General features: G+C 41.8%; 23 protein-coding genes. 18 read left to right on the top strand and 5 right to left on the bottom strand.

Going from position 1 to position 20,977, the window contains the following annotated elements:
* The first annotated feature begins 9 nt into the window (after positions 1-9).
* Complete coding sequence (gene hemE, locus K9M07_04435; protein ID MCF7852472.1) at positions 10-1,017, top strand: uroporphyrinogen decarboxylase; 1,008 nt, start codon at positions 10-12, stop codon at positions 1,015-1,017.
* On the opposite strand, the gene hemF is transcribed toward hemE, so the two are convergent.
* Positions 1,007-1,798 carry an oxygen-dependent coproporphyrinogen oxidase gene (gene hemF, locus K9M07_04440; protein ID MCF7852473.1) on the bottom strand — a complete coding sequence of 264 codons (792 nt, stop codon included), beginning with the start codon at positions 1,796-1,798 and terminating at the stop codon, positions 1,007-1,009. The genes hemE and hemF overlap by 11 nt on opposite strands.
* Positions 1,799-1,887: 89 nt before the next feature.
* Here hemF and hemG point away from each other — a divergent pair, with 89 nt between their 5' ends.
* The 7 genes from hemG to K9M07_04475 all read left to right on the top strand — a co-directional run bounded on the left by hemG (position 1,888) and on the right by K9M07_04475 (position 9,210).
* Positions 1,888-3,180: a protoporphyrinogen oxidase gene (gene hemG, locus K9M07_04445; protein ID MCF7852474.1), complete on the top strand. Its 1,293-nt coding sequence runs from the start codon at positions 1,888-1,890 to the stop codon at positions 3,178-3,180.
* Positions 3,181-3,281: 101 nt separating this feature from the next.
* Positions 3,282-4,208: a hypothetical protein gene (locus tag K9M07_04450; protein MCF7852475.1), complete on the top strand. Its 927-nt coding sequence runs from the start codon at positions 3,282-3,284 to the stop codon at positions 4,206-4,208.
* 115 nt (positions 4,209-4,323) lie between these two features.
* A complete protein-coding gene (locus tag K9M07_04455) occupies positions 4,324-5,175 on the top strand; it encodes a hypothetical protein (protein ID MCF7852476.1) in 852 nt (283 codons plus the stop codon).
* Between the two features lie 86 nt (positions 5,176-5,261).
* Entirely contained in the window at positions 5,262-6,332 is a 1,071-nt protein-coding gene (locus tag K9M07_04460) for a hypothetical protein (protein MCF7852477.1), read from the top strand.
* A 121-nt stretch (positions 6,333-6,453) separates the two neighbouring features.
* Positions 6,454-6,939: a hypothetical protein gene (locus K9M07_04465; GenBank protein ID MCF7852478.1), complete on the top strand. Its 486-nt coding sequence runs from the start codon at positions 6,454-6,456 to the stop codon at positions 6,937-6,939.
* A 70-nt stretch (positions 6,940-7,009) separates the two neighbouring features.
* Positions 7,010-8,101, top strand: coding sequence for a hypothetical protein (locus K9M07_04470; GenBank protein MCF7852479.1), 1,092 nt, complete (start codon positions 7,010-7,012; stop codon positions 8,099-8,101).
* Complete coding sequence (locus K9M07_04475) at positions 8,098-9,210, top strand: hypothetical protein (GenBank protein MCF7852480.1); 1,113 nt, start codon at positions 8,098-8,100, stop codon at positions 9,208-9,210. The genes K9M07_04470 and K9M07_04475 overlap by 4 nt, the downstream gene beginning before the upstream one ends.
* A gap of 4 nt (positions 9,211-9,214) precedes the next feature.
* On the opposite strand, the gene K9M07_04480 is transcribed toward K9M07_04475, so the two are convergent.
* The 3 genes from K9M07_04480 to K9M07_04490 all read right to left on the bottom strand — a co-directional run bounded on the left by K9M07_04480 (position 9,215) and on the right by K9M07_04490 (position 12,287).
* On the bottom strand, positions 9,215-10,396 hold the full coding sequence (locus K9M07_04480; GenBank protein ID MCF7852481.1) for an aminotransferase class I/II-fold pyridoxal phosphate-dependent enzyme: 1,182 nt from the start codon (positions 10,394-10,396) through the stop codon (positions 9,215-9,217).
* 75 nt (positions 10,397-10,471) lie between these two features.
* Positions 10,472-11,095: a hypothetical protein gene (locus K9M07_04485; GenBank protein ID MCF7852482.1), complete on the bottom strand. Its 624-nt coding sequence runs from the start codon at positions 11,093-11,095 to the stop codon at positions 10,472-10,474.
* On the bottom strand, positions 11,085-12,287 hold the full coding sequence (locus K9M07_04490; protein MCF7852483.1) for an LL-diaminopimelate aminotransferase: 1,203 nt from the start codon (positions 12,285-12,287) through the stop codon (positions 11,085-11,087). The genes K9M07_04485 and K9M07_04490 overlap by 11 nt, the downstream gene beginning before the upstream one ends.
* An 88-nt stretch (positions 12,288-12,375) precedes the next feature.
* On the opposite strand from K9M07_04490, the gene rnc reads away from it, so the two are divergent.
* From rnc to K9M07_04535, 9 genes are all read left to right on the top strand, one after another.
* A complete protein-coding gene (gene rnc / locus K9M07_04495) occupies positions 12,376-13,092 on the top strand; it encodes a ribonuclease III (GenBank protein ID MCF7852484.1) in 717 nt (238 codons plus the stop codon).
* Between the two features lie 33 nt (positions 13,093-13,125).
* The gene (radA, locus tag K9M07_04500; protein MCF7852485.1) at positions 13,126-14,502 is read left to right on the top strand and encodes a DNA repair protein RadA; all 1,377 of its coding nucleotides are present in this window, start codon (positions 13,126-13,128) and stop codon (positions 14,500-14,502) included.
* Positions 14,503-14,512: 10 nt separating this feature from the next.
* Entirely contained in the window at positions 14,513-15,178 is a 666-nt protein-coding gene (gene hemC / locus K9M07_04505) for a hydroxymethylbilane synthase (protein MCF7852486.1), read from the top strand.
* Positions 15,153-15,770, top strand: coding sequence for a uroporphyrinogen-III synthase (locus K9M07_04510; GenBank protein MCF7852487.1), 618 nt, complete (start codon positions 15,153-15,155; stop codon positions 15,768-15,770). Before hemC ends, K9M07_04510 begins: the two co-directional genes overlap by 26 nt.
* An 85-nt stretch (positions 15,771-15,855) precedes the next feature.
* A complete protein-coding gene (gene accD / locus K9M07_04515) occupies positions 15,856-16,707 on the top strand; it encodes an acetyl-CoA carboxylase, carboxyltransferase subunit beta (protein ID MCF7852488.1) in 852 nt (283 codons plus the stop codon).
* Positions 16,708-16,716: 9 nt separating this feature from the next.
* Entirely contained in the window at positions 16,717-17,166 is a 450-nt protein-coding gene (gene dut / locus K9M07_04520; protein MCF7852489.1) for a dUTP diphosphatase, read from the top strand.
* An 11-nt stretch (positions 17,167-17,177) separates the two neighbouring features.
* Positions 17,178-17,666 carry a PTS sugar transporter subunit IIA gene (locus tag K9M07_04525; protein MCF7852490.1) on the top strand — a complete coding sequence of 163 codons (489 nt, stop codon included), beginning with the start codon at positions 17,178-17,180 and terminating at the stop codon, positions 17,664-17,666.
* A 125-nt stretch (positions 17,667-17,791) separates the two neighbouring features.
* Positions 17,792-18,514, top strand: coding sequence for a PTS sugar transporter subunit IIA (locus K9M07_04530; protein ID MCF7852491.1), 723 nt, complete (start codon positions 17,792-17,794; stop codon positions 18,512-18,514).
* A gap of 110 nt (positions 18,515-18,624) precedes the next feature.
* Positions 18,625-19,536 (top strand): hypothetical protein, encoded by a 912-nt coding sequence (locus K9M07_04535; GenBank protein ID MCF7852492.1) that lies wholly within the window; start codon positions 18,625-18,627, stop codon positions 19,534-19,536.
* On the opposite strand, the gene K9M07_04540 is transcribed toward K9M07_04535, so the two are convergent.
* Entirely contained in the window at positions 19,524-20,609 is a 1,086-nt protein-coding gene (locus K9M07_04540) for a hypothetical protein (GenBank protein MCF7852493.1), read from the bottom strand. The genes K9M07_04535 and K9M07_04540 overlap by 13 nt on opposite strands.
* Positions 20,610-20,755: 146 nt before the next feature.
* On the opposite strand from K9M07_04540, the gene K9M07_04545 reads away from it, so the two are divergent.
* A complete protein-coding gene (locus K9M07_04545) occupies positions 20,756-20,977 on the top strand; it encodes a hypothetical protein (protein MCF7852494.1) in 222 nt (73 codons plus the stop codon).

Below are 20,977 nucleotides of genomic sequence, written 5' to 3' on the forward strand. Positions count from 1 at the left end.
TTGGTTTTGATGTCACTTTTTATCGATGCGCTTCAAGGGCGCCCTACGTCTCGTTTTCCCGTTTGGCTTATGCGCCAAGCGGGGCGTTATATGCCGAGTTATCAAAATATTCGCAAGAAAGCCTCTTTATATGAGCTTTTTCATGATGCTGATCTAGCAGCTGAAATTACGCTGCTCCCTATCGAAGAGCTTCATGTCGATGCTTCAATTATTTTTTCGGATATTTTAGTGATTCTCAAATCGATCGGAATCCAAGTGCACTATCCCGAAATAGGAGGCCCTTTTACCGATCCACAGATTATCGGCAGTGATCAAATTGATTTCCTTTTGCCCCTGCCTGTCGAAGAGGTTCTATCCTTTGTATTCGATGCGATTCGACAGGTAGTCCGAGTCAGCAGGGTGCCGCTCATTGGATTTGCCGGGGGACCTTTTACGGTTGCGAGCTATGCTCTAGAGGCAAGAGGGAAGCACCATGAGCTCATGGCCACGCGTAAAATGATGTATCGCGAACCTAAAAGTTTTAAAAAACTCCTCGATCTACTGACGCGGCAAACGATTGAATATCTCAAATTACAAATTGCTGCCGGGGCAAGAGCCGTGCAGCTTTTTGATTCGTGGGCAGGGGTGCTCTCTCAAGCGGAGTATCAGATCTATAGCCTCGACTATGCAAAGCAGATCATGGATGCCATTGCTCCAACGCCCCTTATTTATTTTTCGCGGGGGACCTGTTTATATCGGCATGAGATTGCTCAAATCTCTCCCACAGCGATTAGTTTTGATTGGCATGCTTCTTTAGCGGATTTGCGTATGCAAATTCCCGATCATATCGCAGTGCAGGGCAATTTTGATCCGATGCTGCTCTTTATGGAGACTGCGGCTATCGCTGATAAGGTTCAAACAGAGCTCAAAAATGTCCCTAAGAAAGGAACGATTATTAATTTAGGCCATGGAGTTTTACCCCACACGCCTTATGAGCATGTGAGGCACTTTATCGACTCCGTTCACTCTACCACTTAGCAAGGGGTGGCATTGAAACTAAAATGGCTTCGGGATTAGCCCCCGAGTTGAATCCAAATTTTGTGCCGCGGTCATACACCAAATTAAATTCGGCATAGTGAGCGCGGTATTTGAGTTGCATTTCTTTATCTTCAGGCGTAAAGGGACAATCTTTTTTCTTTTGATAAATGGGCATAATGGCGTCCAAAAAGCTATCGCCTACAATGCGGATCAATTCAAAATCTTTTTCGGGATGATCTGAGTGGAAGTGATCAAAAAAGATGCCTCCCACACCGCGCTCGCGCTTGCGATGAGGGATATAGAAATACTCTTTGGCATTTTGATAAAAGAGGGGATATAAAGAGACGTCTATTGAGTCTAAAGCTTCTTTTGCAACATGGTGAAATGCCACTTTATCTTCATCATCATCCATTCCCATCGGCGTGAGATCGTACCCACCGCCGACCCAAGTTTCATTCGGCGTAGAAATCATCCGTACGTTCATATGAACGGTTGGCATTTTGGGACTTAACATATGTGTGACTAGACTGACTCCCGTTGCAAAAAAAGGCCCTTCCGCATCTTGTGCAGGAAATTGAGCTCCTTCAACAGCTGAAAAGTTGACGCCGGCTTTTTCAAACACGTCGCCTCTCAAAAGACCTATTTCTCCGCTTCCGCCACTCGTGTGATTCCAAGGTTTTCTCTCGAAGCGCGCTGTCGGTTCCAGCGATTCAAAAGCACTCAAAATATTTTCTCTAAGTTCTTTAAAATAGCTGACATATTTATTTCGTATTGTATCCATATTTTAAACCTTCGATTGGCATTTATTCGGTATACTACAATATACCCCGGGAGCTATTCTAAAAAAGAATTATTATCTTTGTGGTCAGGATGAAAAAATCAGTTGCAGTCATTGGTGGGGGGATTTCGGGTCTCTCTCTTGCCTATCTGTTGCAAAATCATCAGAGCGTGACGCTATTTGAAAAATCGGATCGGCTTGGTGGAGTGATGCAAACAAAGGAGAATAAAGATTTTCTTTTTGAAGCAGGCCCGCGCACTTTCCCTTTTTCCCGTTCTCAATCACTACTTCAGCTTTTGAAAGAGCTTCAGCTTGAGGGCGAAGTGATTCGTTCAGATCCCTCTTCGGAGATCCGTTATTTATGCTGTGACGGGTCTTTAGAAAAAGTGCCTCAACTGTTCAAAGAAATCATCCGATCGCCTCTAACTAAGGGATTCACTCGAGCGATTCTTTTAGATTTATTTGCTAAGCGCGGACCAAAAGATGAAACAATTGCTTCATTTTGCCATCGCCATTTTGGAGTGCAGATAACGCAGCAATGGATTGATCCCATCGTTAAAGGGGTCTATGCAGGTGATATCGAAGAGCTATCTATTGTATCGGCATTTCCTTTTTTAAAAGAGATGGAAAAAGAGCACCGCTCCATTCTTCTTGCCAATTTATTTAAAAAAAAGAAACGCGATAGCACTGAAAGAGGACTTTTTTCATTGAAGGGGGGAGTTAAAAGGTTGATCGAAGCGTTGGAGAGCCGCCTTTTGGATATTCGGAAAGAAAGTTTCGTGTCAGAGATTCGTTTTGAAGAAGGTAGAGCACACCTCTGTGTGAACCATGAGTGGCATGCCTTTGATCATGTTTATTTGACAGTTGAGCCGCAAGTAGCAAAAAAGATTTTGCCTAAGGCTTTTGAAACCTATTTTTCGCATGTTAAAACAGTGTCACTTTGCTCGGTTAATTTAGGGTATTATCGGCAAAAGAATCCTTTTAAGGGTTTTGGATGCTTGGCACCGACAAAGGAGAAAGAATTTTTTCTCGGGATCGTCTTTGATTCATCGATTTTTCCTCAGCAAAATAAATCTGAAGATGAACTGCGTTTAACGGTAATGATTGGAGGGCCTTATCATGCTTCCGTTCGTTTAAGTGATGAAAAGCTGGAAACAATCAGCCGCTACGCAGTGCAAAAGTATCTCCATATTGACACCTCACCGGATCTGATTCAAATCAATCGATATGATCAAGCGATTGTTTCTTGTTTGCCCGGCCATGTTGAAAAAATGCAAGAGCTAAAAAGAGCTTTAGCATCCTATCCTATTTCCCTTCATGGGACATATCTGTCCGGTGCTTCCGTTAACGCCTGTATTCAGGCCTCATATGCCGAAATGAGTTGAAGCTTGTAGTAAAAAATCAGGTTGTAAAATTATCAGTTGAAAATTAAAGTTCTCTTTTTATAATCCTAATTCTTTTTTTAAAAAAGGGGCTTCAAATGAGCATGGCAATTTCTTTTTATTCACAGATTCAAACATCGATCACAGCGTTCTTTTCAACAATGATCAACTCGTTAAGTGATAGAGTGACCGCACTTTGGTATCAATCTTCTGTAGAAGAGGCTTGTGTCTTCAGAGAAAATAAAGGCTTTTGGGGCAATAGAGTCTCTTCTCCTCAGGAAGTGATTGCTTTAGAAGTGATTTTTTCACGTTGCATGCCTAAGGCGGGAGAGGAAGAAAAAAGCATTTCGATCAGACAAACCGGAGAGGATAGTCCATTGATCCGCTTCAGTCTTTCTTGTGATGAAGATAACGATGCGGTCAAAAAAGGCTTTCGAGATCAATGGCCGGAAGAGCTCTCGCTTCCAATTGGAAAGACGTGTTCGGTTGATATCGCAACATGTCAAAAAGATAAGATTGTATCAGAGGCTTTTAAAATTGAAATTGCTAATATCATGGGAATCTGGAAAGAAGTTCAAGTCGGAAGAATGGATAAAAAAGGCGAAGAGGCCGTCACTATCGATGCTTTAAAAAAACATGGTTTGTTTCGAATCATTCGAGAAGCTACTGCCAACGATGTTTCGAGAAAACCTTCTCTCAGCAGAGAATTGATGAAAGCAGTCCTTAAGGATTATTGGGGAAAACGAGGGGGTTTAAGTGAGGAATGGATTGAAGACGTGGTTAATTATGCTTTGAAAAAACGTGGTTATGGCAAAGAATCGATTGAATCCGGAAAAAATAAAAGTGAGTTTCCTCTCCCGAATGGATGGACCGGTGTTTTTCTTCATATGTCGTGCGGTCTTATCTGTATTTTTCCCGCTCTGATGGGGGCTATCCAATTGTGGGGACATTCTGAAGAAAATTCCGAGCCGTTTTTTTTAAACCGCGAAATAACTTATGTTAACGGAAGTTGCTTACAACCAACTATTTAAGCGCTTATTCCTGTGTAGGTTGACATGAATGGTAAATGAATATTTGATTCATTGTTAATTACCTGAATTTGTGTTAAAATAATTGCCTAATGTCTTTATTTTATGGGAGTTTTCTATGTTAGGTTTTGTTGGTTTGTATGGCCTGCTTGAAACAGGGGTTAAAGAGAGATTTTCTGAGGCATGTGATGCCGTTCAAGATCGCTGTACGGCGCTTTGGCATCAATGTTCGCTTGACGATGCTCATTTTTATAATCAAAACTATGCCAATTGGGAAGGGAAAGTTGTCTCTCCGTTGACAATGAAAGCTCTTGAAGCCTTCTGCAACGATGCGACCGATTCTAAGACATTAGGGGTAAGACAGCGCCATGTCGTGATTGATTTGACTCGATTAGATGAGACAAAAGAGACACTGGAAATCACTGTGGATGCCGGAAAAACGGCAGCTTATGTAAGAAATTTACTCAAAGCGACAATGGAAGACAAAAAGGCACTGGGTTGTCTTAAAACATTAAACGCAACAATTTCAGTGAGAGACGTCGTTACTGTGGAAAAAACGGCAACGTTTATGACAGGTCATTGGAGTTATTGGCTTAATGCGCTTCAGCTTGAATCGAAGGTAACTCCTCAATTTTCTCTCGATGCATTTGGAGCAGCGTTTATGGATGCAGTGAATAGGGCCGCTAAGAAAAGAGAAAGTGCCCCTTCGACTCCAACATCTGAGGCTTCTCATGTTTCAGAGGCTCGTAGATCCGGCATGGCTTGGTTAGATGCTGCCGGCGTTGATACTCCAAGAGATTCAGATGTTCTTAGTGATCGATCTGATGATGCTTCACCCATATCTCTAGGGGGTGTTTCCGAGGCACCGGAATCAGATGAAACAGGACTAGCTGAGCGCGCTATCACCCGCCAAGTTGGCTTAGTTGCCTTTTTAACAGCTGCAGTTGCGATTGCCGTCACTAGGGCGTAAACAACTCTTGAATCACGAGCGATATAGATAGCCTCTAAAGATTTAATCGCATATAATAATGCCTAAATTTTCATTTGGTGATTCAGATGGCAACAATTTCAAACTTTTTTTATAGTGCTTCTCATTATAGCTATATGCAGGTGCATCATACTATGCGCAATCTCTATACTCTTTTTCAGGGTTGGGTATTCGGTAGCTCGGATAGTCTAGCGCGTCTTGAAGAGCGGGAGTATCAAGGGTTAAAAAGGGAGGTAGAGAGAGTCTATACCGATCTAACGCGCGATGCTAAGTATTCTGAAACTCAGCATCGATTGGATGGGAAAAAGATTGATTTTGATGACGCAGCACTGCTCTCTGAGTATCGCGATTTATGCAATCAGGGAACATGGACATGGGCCGTCACTCATAATACAATTGAATCACAAGTCATTCATGAATTTTTCGACGTATTCACATGTGTTAGGCAAGAGGTCGTGATCGAGTCATATCCGACTCTTTTGGGGGGCAGATCATTTCGCATTATTTCTTCAAGATCAGAGAGTGAACGGATTGATACGATTGAAAAGCTTAATGCGTTAGCCGGCGCTCATTTTACCCGTCTGCCTGAACTGAAAGAGATCCGTCAGCAGCTTCCGCTTGATGTAGAATTCAATGTGATTAAGGAAGGGAAAGTAGAGCGGGGTGAGGGAAGAGCACATGCGCTTCAGATGGAGATTGAGACGCAATTTGCTCAACTTAAAGAGTTAATTCAAAAAGAAGCCTCTATGGATTCTGATCTTAGATATCATTTATTTGTTGTGGCCGGGACGCATTCCGAGAAAAAGATTCGGATCGATGATCGAGGTTGCATCGCGAAAGAAGAGGCAGAGTCATCGGAAGGAAGCGCAGGCACATGCGATACGACACTAGATGCATGGTTAATTGATGCGATATTAGAGCCATCCTATGAAGTTTATATTCGAGTAGAAGCTGAAAAACCGGTAGACTCAGATCACGACAACAAATACAGAATCGGTAAAAGAATTCAAAGGTGCATTGGAAGAAGCAATGCCGGAGTGATCACCATGGGTGGGAATGATATTTATGTGCAGAAGCCGCAAAAAAAGACATTGCCCGGCCAACTGTATGCGCTTTTTTCAAGAGTATTTAGCGTCTGATCAATTTATTTTAAAGAGGGAAAAATAATGGAATTATTACTTTTTTTTATGGTTCAAAAAATTATTGTTGCATATCATTTAATGCCTGTATGTCACTCCTCGATCTAAAATGGGGTATTTTATGGTATTTCGAAAAAAATCGATTGTCATCACAGCTCTTATATGGATAGGACTCAGTTTTGCTTCCGATGATGATCTTCACGTCCGCTCGCAGCATGAGATGGATTTGAAAAAAGCACCGACTTCGGTTGAAAATCAAAAAAAGAAGGAGGGGCTAATGGATCACATTGGGTTTGACTATGAAGAGCAGTCGATGGAGGTTATTGAAGGGTTTGCCGGCCGCGCCTATTACTCTTATGCCATCGAGGTCAATAGGGATAAGACATTGCTCAATATTGGTGGAGGATATCAGTCCGCCGAAGCTAAAGTCATTGATTTCAAAAGCGAAGAAAAAGAGCGGGCCATGGCTGAAATCAGTTTGCTCTTTGAAAGAGCGATGAAATCAAATCTGTCTCGCGTTTGGGGTATTGGGCTTTCTCAACCGGTCTATGATACGAAAGGGGAGTTCAATCCCACGATCACAATGAATTACGGAATCAAGTTTTAGATTTTTTTTTTACTCCTGAAAGATCCCTTTATGGTATGTAAAATCATATAGTGATTGAAAGGATAAGATATTGGTTGCGATAACGAGAAGTCGGGGCCTCATTACGGGAATTCCCCCGCTGATTTCCATTTTTGTCTATCAGGTGATAGCTGTTTATTTCTATCTCACGCTGCATCATTCTCTGCATATCTTTGTTATTTGGGTCATTATGCAGGCATTTGGAAATATTGGGATTGGATATTTATCCGATCACCATTGTCGGAGACGCCTTCTTATTCTAACGCAATTTGCAGGATTAGTGGCCATGTTTTTGCATATTACGGTTGCGCCTCATTCCTATTGGCCCCTTGCATTGCTGGGATTGTTTTACAATCCACCGGCTGTCGCTCGTGCGGGTTTAGTTGATAATTTACCCCGCTTTTCTAAGGTTAAGCTCATTGCAGCAACATTTGTGCTTGAAATGGCCCCTTGGGCCTTATATATGACGTTTAGCAAAATGGACATACTCAGGCTGGCTTGGCTTGGATTTGTGATTTTACTCATCAATCTCTTGTTTACGATCTTATTCTTTGAAGATCGAAGAGATGCGGCGTTGCAGGATAAACATTTACCGCGGTTTAATCAAATTGTGCACCATCATCAAAGTAAGCGATTGCTTTTGACGCTTTTCGCCGTTCTACCCATTCAAATCGGATTTTTTTTAACGGATACAATAGTAGAAAAGTATCCCGATAATGCCCGCTTATATTCGGTGTTGGGATTTGGTTCAATGCTCGCCTCTCTTTTGACCTATTTATATCGTAAAACCCCTCATATCTCATTGTTAACGGTGGCTTATGGTATTGGGTTTGTTCTTTCTGTTGTGCCCCTTCTTTGCCAAGCCGCTTTTATACGCGACAGCTATGATCCGGCTTATCAAATCATCTTTTTTAGTTGCATGAGCGGGTTTTATCTCCCTTTTGTTTACGATGTGATTTTGAACGCCTGCAGCGTGAATTATCGAGGCATGGTGTGTGGTTTAATTGAGTTTATGTTTATTTTTGCTTCTTTAATTGCGATTGTATTAATAGATATGTTCTATTTGGGGTTTTTATTCGTTATTCTCATTATTCCCCTACTCACTTTATTATCTAGTATTTTACAGAAGCGGGCTGAGTCATGACACTATCTAAAGTCAAAGCGACGGCACTGACATTCAAAGAGAATAATATTTATTCGATTTCATCCGCAATCATCGCTCTTTGTGCCTATTCTTATATTTCTTGTCAGATCAATGCCTTGAATCAAAACTCCTTAACCATGTCAAGTGCGATCAATATTTTTCAAGCGGTGGGGCTTTTAATTATTGGGTTTTTATCAGACATTTTTTGTCGACGCAAGGTGTTGCTCTATTCGCAAGCAATTGCTTTAGGGCTTTTATTTATTTTATTTTATAATCCGACAAGTGTTCCGATTTTGGTCTTATTCGCTCTTGTTTTCAGCCCATTTTCCCTTTTGAAGGCGGGGCTTATTGATAATTTGCCCCATGTCCCCAAAATTCAAATCATTGCCATTTCCTTTATGATTTTGAATTTACCTGCAGGGCTATACTATAAATTTGTTCAACTCTCTTCGATGTTTAATATAGCATCATCGATTTGGGCATTAGTGATTAGTTTGATTTTCTCATGGTTTTTCTTTTTTGATCGAAGAGATCGCGCCTCTCATCGCAAAATTAGCTTTCCCATTCAGCGTTTTGTTCATAAAGAGTGGAAAACAAAATATACCTATACCTTTTTAGCATTCATTTCGGCGCAAGTTGTCTTTTACTTTATCAATAACTTATCTGTAAGATATACGGGAAATCCCCTCTTTTTCTCGATAGTCTCAGTCGCCTGTGCCTTTGGTGCTCTTTTTGGGATTTTTTATAAAAAAACACCTCATGCTTCTCTTTTAACCATTAATTATGGGTTATGCACGCTGATTGCTTCGATTCCGTTGATTTGTATATATATTTATGGCTTTACTTCGATCGATGTGCCTACCCATTTGGTGATTTTTTCAACGGTCGTTTTTTTTGCCCTTCCTTTTGCCTATGATATTATTTTAAGTTCTGTTGATGCAAATTTTAGAGGATTAACATGCGGTATCCTCGATTTTTTCTATGCAGGGGTGACCATTCTCAATATTAAAGTCGGGTATTATTTGACGGATGTTGGAATTGGAGTATCGCTGTTGATTATTCTTCTTTGCTTTTTATTTTCTACATTGATGCAGCGGTATGCCGAATAGAGGTCTATTGAAACGCCTTTTCATAAGATAAAGGGCGTTTCCAGTGTTTGAGGCGCTCTGAGAAGGCTTTGATTTGCTCTTTAGTATGGAGTGCGTTGATTGTGAGGCGTATGGTGGGATGTGTCGTTAATCCATTTGATTTTAAGTTTTGAGCGAGAATTTGTTCTTCGACAAAATAGTGGGAAAGGCTGAAGAGTTCATTATCATTTCTGAGATGAACGGGAATAATGTGTGTTGTTGTTGATCCGATTGCAATTCCCTCGTCATGAAGAGCTTCGCGCATTTCTTTGCTGAGGTAGGCGATGCGCATCCTCTCTTCGTGCATATCGGGGATGAGGTCAAGAGAGGCTTCGATGGCTCCGAGGGCTGCCGGAGGCAATAACGTATCGGCTGCGAGTTCGGGTGAAAAAGAAAGGAGGAATTCTTTCATCATTTCACTGCTAACGACAAAAGAGCCGAAACTTCCACAAGATCGACCAAAGGAAGAAACCACGATATCAATGCCTTTTTTTGTAGCGGCAAGGCCAAATCCACTGTGTCCCATTGCAGCAAAACTCAAAGAGTCGTCAATATATAGAAGGGCTTGGTGTTTTTTAGAGAGATCGACCAGTTCTTTAATCGGAGCTAGATCGCCAAATGCTTGAAAGATCGATTCAGATAAAATCACTTTCGGGAGATCGGGGTCAGGATACTCTTCAAGAAGTTGTTTCAAATGCAAGTGATCATTGTGGTGAAAAAAAAGTATTTTAGCAGACGTACGGTGTGCCGCTTTTTTTATTTGAGAGAAAATTCCCTCATCGATAAAGAGGACGGCCTCTTTTACGGCAATAGGGGACAAAATGAGTTCATGGATATTTTGTAGAGGATTAAGGAAAAATGTCGATTCTCGATTGAGGATGCAGGCAAGGCGTTTTTCTAGTTGATATTGTGTTTCTAAATGACTCGTGATCAGTCGGGAAGCAGAAGAGCCTGCGCCCCATTTGAGCACATATTTAATCGTGTTTTTTTTGACGAAAGGGTGCTGCGCAAGTCCTAAAAAATCGGAAGAATTGAAATTGAGTAGTGGCTTTTCATTTTGGTTTGCATGCGTATCGTCAAGAGGCAAAATACATTTGAGCTGCTTGTAGCGACTCTGCTTGAGCTTTTTATCGAGAAGGTGTTTGTAATAAGCTTCTTTTGTATTCATCTTTGGATAGCAACAAAGTTAATGAGTCAAGTCTGAACCTCAATGGTTTTTTTTTCAATCTTTAACTGTTCTTTATTATGCAAAGACTAATGGAGAGAGTGAATTGGGAACCTTATCTCCAAAGGCAAGGCCTTTGCGTTTGAGCTCATGTTGAAAAGGGTCATTCGGTTCCTCCCGATAAATGAGATCATTGCTTCCGTATCCTATGAGCAAATAGAGTCCTTGCCGTGCGCGGATGAGTGGCTCAAATGAGATGAGTTTTTCCACAGGAAAAAAATAAAGAGAGTGGGGGGATTGCGTGAAGGGGAGTTCTGCCTCAATCTCAATGGGTTCAAGGCAAAGAATAGCCCCACAGCGCAAAGATTGAAAACAAAACTGAGATCCGAAGGGGTGTGGTGATTTAAATAAAGAGGGGAGGGGCGCTACATCGGGCGCGGGAAAGAGGAGTTGGTCAAAAGCAATGCGAAATGATTTTTGATGGTTTAGAGCGGTAAAGACAGATAGAAGAGAGCGCTTAAGAAAAATTTTTTGTACTTGGGGATAGCGGAGAAAAAGATTGCGAGAGGATTTCCATTGCGCCTCTTTTTTTCCAATATCCAATAAAGTGGTGATTTCTTGATCGGAAAAGGGGTGGTCGAATTCAATTCCATGCCCTTCTTTAAATTGCCGAATTTCTTTTTCAGTGACATTAATGCGCATAAACTTCTCTGTAGGTAGTTGTAAGACGTTGGATAGCTTGGGTTGCTTTTTCGATTGTCGTAAGGCCTGATAATCTCATATATCCTTCTGAGTCCTTGCCAAAACCGCTTCCCGGAACGGCGACAATATGAAGTTGGTTGAGCAGAAACTCAAAAAAGGAGATGGATGTCTGATCTGTCGGGATTTTCCACCAAATATAGGGGCAATCGATGCCTCCATATGAGGTGAAGCCGAGTTGATTGAGCCCTTCTTTTAAAACTGCTGTCGCTTCATGGTATTTGGCAATATCGCGTCCGATATGTTTTTTTCCCTCAAAAGATAGGGCCATTTCCGCTGCTTTTTGTACCGGATAGGCGACCCCGTTCGATGTCACTATGCGTGCATAAGTCACGAGTTTCAGAAGAGACGTCAGATGGCCATTGGCTCTAACATGGATTTTTTGGGGGCAAATAAAATAACCGCAGCGCAATCCGGTAAAGCCGGCTGATTTGGAAAAACTGCAAAATTCAAGGGCCACTTCATCCGCTCCCTCGATTTCATAAATTGAAGAGGGGACCTCATCGCGTGTAATAAAGGCTTGATAAGCTCCGTCATACAAAATGAGGGCATCATTTTGTTTTGCATATTCAACCCATTGCTTCAATTCTTGACGCGTTAGCGCAATCCCTGTTGGGTTGTGGGGAGAGCAGAGATAAATGACATCGACTTTGGATGTCGGAAGGGGAAAAGAAAGCGTCTCTTTATATTGCGCGGGAAGCAGTTCAATATGAGAGGGGGCCGTTCCTTGCAGTTTCATGATTTCTAAATAAGCGGGATAAGAGGGGGATTGAATGGCGAAGCGAGTGGAGGGGTGCATCAAGAGGGGAAATAAGGTGATGGGTGTTGCAATGCCATCAGTAATAATGACTTCATCAGGGGTGAATGAGTGATAGGCACTGCATTGACTCAAAATGGCTTCTTTTAAAAAGAGATACCCACATTCAGGGCCATATCCATAGAGTTTTGAGGAGCCGGCCATCTCTTGAGTTGCTTTTTGGAGGGCATTCGAGATGAAATCATTTAAAGGATAGGCAATATCACCAATTCCAAGATCGATCAATTGCTTGGGATCAAAAAGGCGTTTTTGTTCACTGACAAAACTAAAAATATAATTCGTTTCAATTGTTTGGAGATGATCTTTTATGTGGGCCATAACTTGTTTCTGTAAATCACGTGACAAAAATAATAACTTATCCCAATATAAATCGGTAGCCCTATTGGGAATTTTCCGGATATTGTTGATGTTTGACTTGGAATTATTTGAAAATAATTTAGCTCTTATTGAAGAGAAACTGAATTACCGCTTCAAGGATATTGCCCTTTTGCGCATGGCTTGTATCCATTCTTCTTTTATGAATGAATATCGCGATATCGATTTTGAGCATAATGAAAGGATCGAATTTTTAGGAGATGCCGTTTTGGGACTCATTGTTTGCGACGAACTCTATCGCCTTTTATCCACCCAAGATGAGGGAAAGCTCTCCCATCTCAAATCACAGTTGATTGAGGCGCCGGCCTGTGTGAAATATATAGATAAGTTGGGCATTGCGGAATTCATTATGACGGGAAGAGGAGAGAGCCGCAACCAAGGAAAAGGGCGTCAAACGATTTTGGCTGATTTTTTTGAGGCGGTGATCGGCGCGATTTATCTCGATAGCGGGTTTGACCGGGCTAAGGCCTTTTTTCTTGAGCATTTTTGTGAGGATATCCAAGAGGCCATTGACCATCCGGAAGAGAATGCAAAAGTATTGCTCCAAGATCATATGCAAAAGCTCTATAAGCAACATCCCGAGTATCACTTGATTAGCGAAGAGGGGCCGGGACATGATAAGGTATTTATCATCGGCGTCTATTTTCAGGCCGAAGAACTTGCTCGGGGAGAAGGGGCCTCAAAGAAGGAGGCTCAACTTGCAGCAGCTAAAGAAGCCCTTAAAAAAATTAAAAATCTTTCCCCATGAGTAAGGGGGGATGACGCTTAAGGTTAGAATCAAATGGCAACAAAAGTTAAAGCAATTTGGGCCTGTCATGAATGCGGCCATCAGCAATATAAATGGTCGGGAAGTTGTCCCATGTGTCAGAATTGGGATACTCTCGTTGAAGAGAAGGTCATCGATCCCAAATCAAAAGGACGCTTTGATATCAAAGACACTCCGGTCGCTGTCCCTGTTCGGATTGATCAGGTGACATTTGAAGATGCTGAGCGCACCTCATCGGGGATGAAAGAAGTGGATCGCCTGCTTGGCGGCGGCATTGTGATGGGATCTTTATCTCTTATCGGGGGGGCGCCCGGCATAGGCAAATCAACGATGATGCTGATCTTATCTCAGAAATTGGCAGAGCAGGGGAAAAAAGTTTTATATATTTGCGGAGAGGAGTCTGTTTATCAAACATCGCTTCGAGCAAAGCGCATCGGCGTGAACCACCCTAATATTTATCTCTATAATGAAACGGTCTTTTCTCATATTAAAGATCAAATCGAACTGATTCGCCCTGACATTTTAATTGTCGATTCAATTCAAATCGTCTACAAAAGTGATATCCCTTCTCTCCCCGGATCTCTCACGCAGGTGAAAGAGATCGCAATGGAATGCATGCATATTGCTAAAAAAAGAGGGATTACCACTTTTTTGATTGGTCATGTGACAAAAACGGGTGAAATCGCCGGTCCTCGCGTTTTAGAGCATCTTGTCGATACCGTGCTTGACTTTGAAGGGGATCGGCAGCATGGTTTCCGCATTTTACGCGCCATTAAAAATCGTTTTGGTCCTACGGATGAAGTCGCTATTTTTGAAATGCGCTCTATCGGCCTCTCTGAGGTAAGCAATCCTTCAGAGGTGTTTTTAAGTGAGAGAATCCGAGAATCTCCCGGTTCTGCAATTGTTCCGACGCTTGAGGGATCTCGAGCTATTCTCGTTGAAATCCAAGCGCTTGTCGCCTCGGCTAATTTTGCCACCTCAACACGCCGCTCCAATGGAATTGATCAAAACAGATTGGGATTATTGCTTGCCGTTTTAGAAAAGAAAATGGGGTATCATTTCCATTCGCTCGATGTCTATGTATCGATTGCCGGTGGGATGAAAATTATTGAGCCTGCCATTGATTTGGGTATTTTAATGTCGATTGCCTCATCATTTTGCACCAAGTCGATCTCATCACATACCATTGTGATTGGTGAGGTGGGGCTGGGGGGAGAGGTTCGCTCCATTCCCCGCATTGAGAGTCGCATTAAAGAGGCGATCCATCTCGGATTCAAACAATGTATTTTACCGAAAAAAAATTGTCATTCGATTTCAAAATCTTTGCAAAACTCGATTGATTTGAAAGGTGTTGAAATGGTCGAAGAGGCTGTTGACTTACTGCTCGGATAGGAGGGCCCCAATGGAGATTGCTTGTATAGCCCGCGCCTCAAAATTGTCACAGGTCCAAGTTCGAGAAGTACTGGCCCTCCTTCAAAAGATCGATGCTAATATCTGCTTTGCTATTCAGTGCATTCAATCTCACGGCGATATCGATTTAAAGACCTCTTTACGCGATCTGGGACAAACTGATTTTTTTACAAAAGAAATGGACGAGGCTCTTTTAAACAATGAGGCGCGCATTGCTATCCATTCGGCAAAAGATCTTCCAAGTCCTCTTTGCAAAGGACTCAGTATTGCTGCGATTACGCATGGAGTGGATCCGTCCGATTGTCTCGTTATGAAACCGGGATCCGCCTTTGATACCATTCCTTTGGGGGGAGTGATAGCCACATCATCTCAGCGAAGAGATGAGGTGATCCGCCATTTGCGGCCTGATTTGGTTTGCTGCGATATTCGCGGGACGATTGAATCGAGGTTGAAAGCCCTAGATGATACCTCAATCGATGGCGTGGTGATTGCCAAAGCAGCTTTGATTCGCCTCGATCTTCTCCATTTGAATTGGATGAGTCTTCCGGGAGAAACAGCCGCTAATCAGGGGAAGCTCGCTATTGTTTGTCGAGAAGAAGATCTTGAGATGAGAGACTTATTTGAGGCAATAGATGCGCGTATTATATCTCGGACTTGATCCGTCTCATTTAAAAGAGGGGCATGATGTCGATCACCTCCCTTTAATTGAGATTTGGCCTTTGCCCTTTTCTCTGAGGTTTCCATTGGCTCATTATACCCATTTCGTGATCACTTCAAAGCAGGCCGTAAAGATTTTTTTTCAAAAGGAAAACCCACAAGAAGTTGTGGCTCAAGTGTTTGCCATCGGCCCCTCAACTGCTTATGCCTTAAGCACTTGTGGAATTTCAGCAAAAATCCCGCAACAATATACACAGGAGGGACTCATTGATTTATTGAGGGAAGAGCGTCTTGAAAAAGCGCATATTCTCTATCCGCGCTCACAGCTCGCACGTCCTAACCTCTTCGAAGAATGTCTTAAGAGAGGTGCTTCTATAGAGGTCATCGATTTATATACAACACAAGCGAAACCGGGTGTAGAAATCCCTTCTCTTGATCTCTATGATCAGGTCTATTTTACGAGTCCTTCAATTGTTAATATTTTTTTTAATATATATAGGGGGCCTTTCTTAGGAAAAAAATTTGTTCCTATTGGTCCTGTCACTCAGAAAGCACTTGAAAACAAGAGGTTATACCATTCATTAAAATTTTAACTACGCGTGCTGCTATTGAGTAGAATTGATTTTTGTGCTATACTCTCTCCTCAAATGACATTAAAAGGAGAGTCTAGTGGGACTCATGCGGCTTTTTTCAAGACAAAAACCTAAAATCAAAATCGAATCGGCAAAAAGTGACGGATTTAGCGGGTGGATTAAATGCAGCGGATGTGAGGAAACAATTCACAAAAGTGAATTGAAAAACAACATCAATTGCTGTCCCAAATGCAACTTTCATTACCGCATTACACTTCAACAACGCATTCAATTGCTTGCAGATGAGAAGACATTTGTCGAAATGTTTGATCATTTAGAAGCGAAAGACCCACTCTCTTTTGAAGATTCCGAAAAATATATCGAGCGCATTGCAAGGGCAAAAGATAAGACAAAGCGGAAAGAAGCGGTGATTGTCGGAGTGTGTGAGATGGAAGGGCACAAGACGGCACTTGCTATTATGGATTTTAGCTATATGGGCGGATCAATGGGATCTGTCGTAGGCGAGATGCTAACGCTGATCATTGAACATGCAACCTCTCATCGACTTCCAATGATTATTGTTTCCGCATCGGGAGGTGCTCGAATGCAAGAATCCACATTATCGTTGATGCAAATGGCGAAAACATCGGCAGCACTTGCAAAACATAGCGAAGCGGGGTTACCTTATATTTCAGTATTGACGAATCCGACAACCGGAGGGGTGACCGCTTCTTTTGCCTTTTTAGGTGATATTATTATCGCTGAGCCTAAAGCTTTAATTGGCTTTGCAGGCCCTCGCGTTGTTGAGCAGACGATTGGTCACAAATTGCCGCCGGGAGCGCAACGATCGGAATTCCTTTTAGAAAAGGGAATGATTGATTGTATTGCTCCTCGCAAAGAATTAAAACGGAAAATCGTTTTAATGATAGAATTTTTATCGGCACATTGCCGCAAATGAGAGTGAGATATGCATAGAGAAGAGATCGAAGTGATGACAAAGCTAAAACAAGGGGCAGTATTACCTTGTTATATGTCGGATGGAGCTGCAGGTTCGGATGTATGCGCGGCAAATGAGGTGCCAATTATAATCGAACCGGGACATGTAAAGTTAATCCCCACGGGGCTTTTTTTTGAAATTCCCGGAGGATATGAGATTCAAGTGAGACCTCGCAGTGGGCTTGCCTTGAAGCATCAAATTACCATTCTCAACTCTCCCGGAACGATCGATAGCGATTATCGCGGCGAACTCCAGTTGATGGTGATTAACCATTCTACCATTCCCTTTGAAGTGACTCAGGGTCTTCGCATGGCGCAAATTGTGCTCGCTAAAGTCGAGAGAGCTAACTTTATTATGGTAGAGAGAGAGCTCGCTTTTTCTGATCGAGGGATTAAGGGGTTTGGTTCGACAGGATTATAGGAAATATAGTTATGGATGATGAAATAAGCCTAATCAATGAGACTCCGGTTAGCCTGGAAGAGGGGATTGTATTTGATCCTGAACTCATCACATTTATTGATGAGCCAAAGGATCAAGATCATGTTTTGCGCATTTTAACTGATTTACTCTACGAAAATGGCAAAATTCACGATCCGGAGCTTTTCTTTGATGCGATTTTACAACGAGAAAAGATTGTTTCAACCGGAATTGGTCTTGGCGTTGCGATTCCCCATGCCAAACTTGATATCTATAGTGATTTTTTTATTGCCGTTGGAATACTCACGAAAAAGGGCGTTGATTGGAACTCTATTGATCATGCGCCGGTGCGTGTCGTTTTTCTGATTGGGGGACCTGCCGATCGTCAAAATGAATATCTTCATATCCTCTCCTCAATTACAAAAAAAATGCGAAGCGGGGATATCCGAAATCACCTCATTATGACCAAATCAAGAGAAGCGGCCTTTCAGCAACTTTCTTAAACTCACATACGCAAATCTGATGGCGAACATCTTTTTGCGTATGTGAGTTAAAAAATATTTGGTGGTCTACCGGTTTTTGTGCTATAAATCTCATTCGTGCCGAATGGGTAAAAAAAGGAAACATTATGGATCTCAAGATTAAAGATGTTGCAGAGCTTTTGCATGTTTCGGAAACGACAATTCGCCGTTGGCTTGGTGAGGGGAAAATCCCCGCATATAAATTGCATCACCAATACCGGTTTAGTCGCACTGAAATTGAGAATTGGATGCTCAGTCATCGCTTGAGACCCTCTCATACGCCTCAAGAAAAAGAGATCTATTCTAATGAGCAATCGATAGATCCCGCTCTCTCAAGCAAAAAAGGGTGGCAACAATTTAGCCTATTTAGAGCGATCCATAAAGGGGGAGTGATCCATAAACATGTCTCCTCAGATAAAGCGACATTGATTCGAGATGTGATGCAAGAAATCTCTTTGCTGCTTGGTGTTGATGCAGAAGGTGTAGGTGAAATGCTTCTAGATCGAGAAAGCCTAATGCCTACGGCTCTAGGACATGGCATTGCGATTCCTCATACGCGAGATTTTCTCATAAAAAGCTCTTTTGATCTTGTCTGCCCCGTTTTTTTAGAAACGCCCATTGATTGGGGGGCTCTTGATGGGGAAAAAGTACATACCTGTTTCTTTCTTTTTGCTTCAGATGACAAACATCATCTCAATCTCCTAGCAAAAATTGCCTATCTAACAAGTGATCCGAAAATGCGCGCGCTGTTTCAATCTCGACCTGAAAAAAATATTCTGCTCGATACTATCAAGCAGTGGGAATCAAAGGATTATCCTCGTTCCAACTGAATCGCATCCAAAAACCTCCTCTATTCATCGAAGGGGTGTTTTAAAAATCACGTTTCATTTATTATTTTAGCTCGTTTGCCCCCTATTCAATAGATAAATGAGGTGTTTTTATGTCAGTTCCTCTCTCACCTAGTCGTCGTTCTGTTTCAGATGCGCCTTCACATATAACCCAAATGCGAGAAATGGCTCAATTGGTACCTGTCGATATTTCTCGTATTCCGGAAGGACGTCAAGTACCACGATATAAAATACCTGCCCATTTAGTCGAAAGAGAGGAATATTTAGATGCGCTTAGTCAATGTGCTAAGTTTATTGAAGACATTCCGAAAATGATTTCCGGAATGATTCTTGAAGAAGGGCTAGACTCAATGGTTATGGGATATATCTTTCGATCTGAAAGGAGCTCACTAGATGAGTCACATAATCCATTTTCACCGAAAAATGCAGTGGAAGATGACAAGCTCAAAAGCGAAATAGAGAATCAATTTAGAAAAATAGCAGCCCCAATCATCAATCAAGAGCATTTAACTGAATTTGATACGCCATGGCCTCCGATTGATGCCGATTTTCGAGGTCTTTTGGGGGATGACTTACTTTCTGCAATTGATTACAAACCTGTTACAAATTCACATCAGAGTGAGCCTGCCGGTTCAGGGGGAAAATGGGCTGACGATGAAAGTAGCAAGACATGTGTTCGATCGGGAGCCGGTGATGATGAACCGGATTATACCGATAGTGGTTCAATTGACTCGGATGATAGTAGTTCTTTGGAAACTGAGGATGGCGATGTTGTAGATAGGGCATCTGATTTTCTGGGAATGTCTTTTGAAGCTGATGAGCAGCTGCCTTTTGCGGATGCATTATTTGAGGAGGAAAAAGCAGATCCGTTGCATTCTTTATTGGGGATCTCATTTCCGGGAGGATCTTTATTTCCAAATCAGAGAGGCGCTGCCGAGAGGCAAGATGCAAGTGAGGAGGCGTCCACTATTTTGGAGGAAACCGAAGGCGTTCACAACAATTGAACTTTAGTAGATGCGGATACCGGGATTCCCTCTATAGGAGTGAATTGTCCAACTAGAGTACACGTAACAGAGGTTGTGGCATCCCAAATCTTTTCTAGTTGTTGTTTGATTTGAATTGAAAGTGTTGTGATAATCTCCCAGGAAATTCTCGTTTCATACCGATACAAATAGGGTTCAAATTGCCCCGTATTATTAACTTTTCGATACGCCGTAGGAATTTTTTCGACATGGGTTTGTTTTACAGGGGTGATCCGGAAGTCGCCGTTTTTTAAATTTGTTATGAGATTTTGAAAAAGATTTCCAATATCATTAGCTCTAGATTGAAGCAGCTCAAGAGAATCAGAAATATTTACTCGCTGTATTAGTGTGAAGCGAGGAGCAAAATCCCATTGGCCAAACCCCGGAACAAAAAAACTTCTTTTGGTGGGATCAGTGATCGTGGCGATAAGCCATTGAGTACGCGATGCAAAAGAAATGCTTAAAGCCAGTGCTCCAATTTGCAAACACTCGTGTGAAAGAGATGACACGCCAAACAAAACAACGGATGTTGCCAATTGGATGATGCGCATGAGTTGAAAAGTCTGAGCAGCTTGGGAAAAATAAGAAGGTTGAACTTCTATGGATGTATTTTCTGATGAAAATCCGGGAATTGGCCCTATCATTCCCATAGAGTGATTAAGTGCAAAGATGGCTAGCTTAGAGATCAAGTAATTGAGGATCAATGGAGTGATATAAAAGGCAATTTTTGTAGCAATTTCTCGTGCACTCGGCTTTAAAGGGGGGGCGCTATTTTCCGAATCATCTTCAGAGAAAAGAGAAGAGGAGTCAACAGGTAATGGGAATTTAGAAGGAAGGGGGATAAAGAATTGTTCAATTGATTTTGATACATCCCACTTCTCATCAATTTTGCTTATCAGATCATTATAGTAGAATAGCGTACTCACTGCAGCCAATCCGAAAATTGAAAAATCAATGTTGGGCGAATAGGTTATACCGGAATTCGATAGGGAATACTGTAATATTGTTTCTAGACAGCTCGATGCCGTTGTGAAATTTAAAGTAGGTGATGTCATCTGATTACACGATTAAAAAAAAACCGTATATTAACAAAATCTTAATGAAAATGTCTATAGATTTTTTCTTCTGTAAGTTAAAAATCAGAAATGTAATAACGAGCAGTATATTTATTGAACATATTTGTTTTTATAAGGAGTTTACAATGAATAGATTTTTGATCGTTATATTCACCTCACTTTGCTTTTCACAGATTAATACCTGCGCCGCTTTCCCCAGTGGAGATGGCTTAGCGGATGCAGAAGCATATGGGGATTATTTGAAGGAAAAGCGCGACACCGAAATAAAAGCAAAAGCTAATGAGAAAAAAAAAGACGATAAATCTAAAAAAGATAAAGAATCCTGCGATAAAGAAGATGAAGAATAA

Source organism: Simkaniaceae bacterium, from assembly GCA_021734805.1.
GTDB lineage: Bacteria > Chlamydiota > Chlamydiia > Chlamydiales > JACRBE01 > Amphritriteisimkania.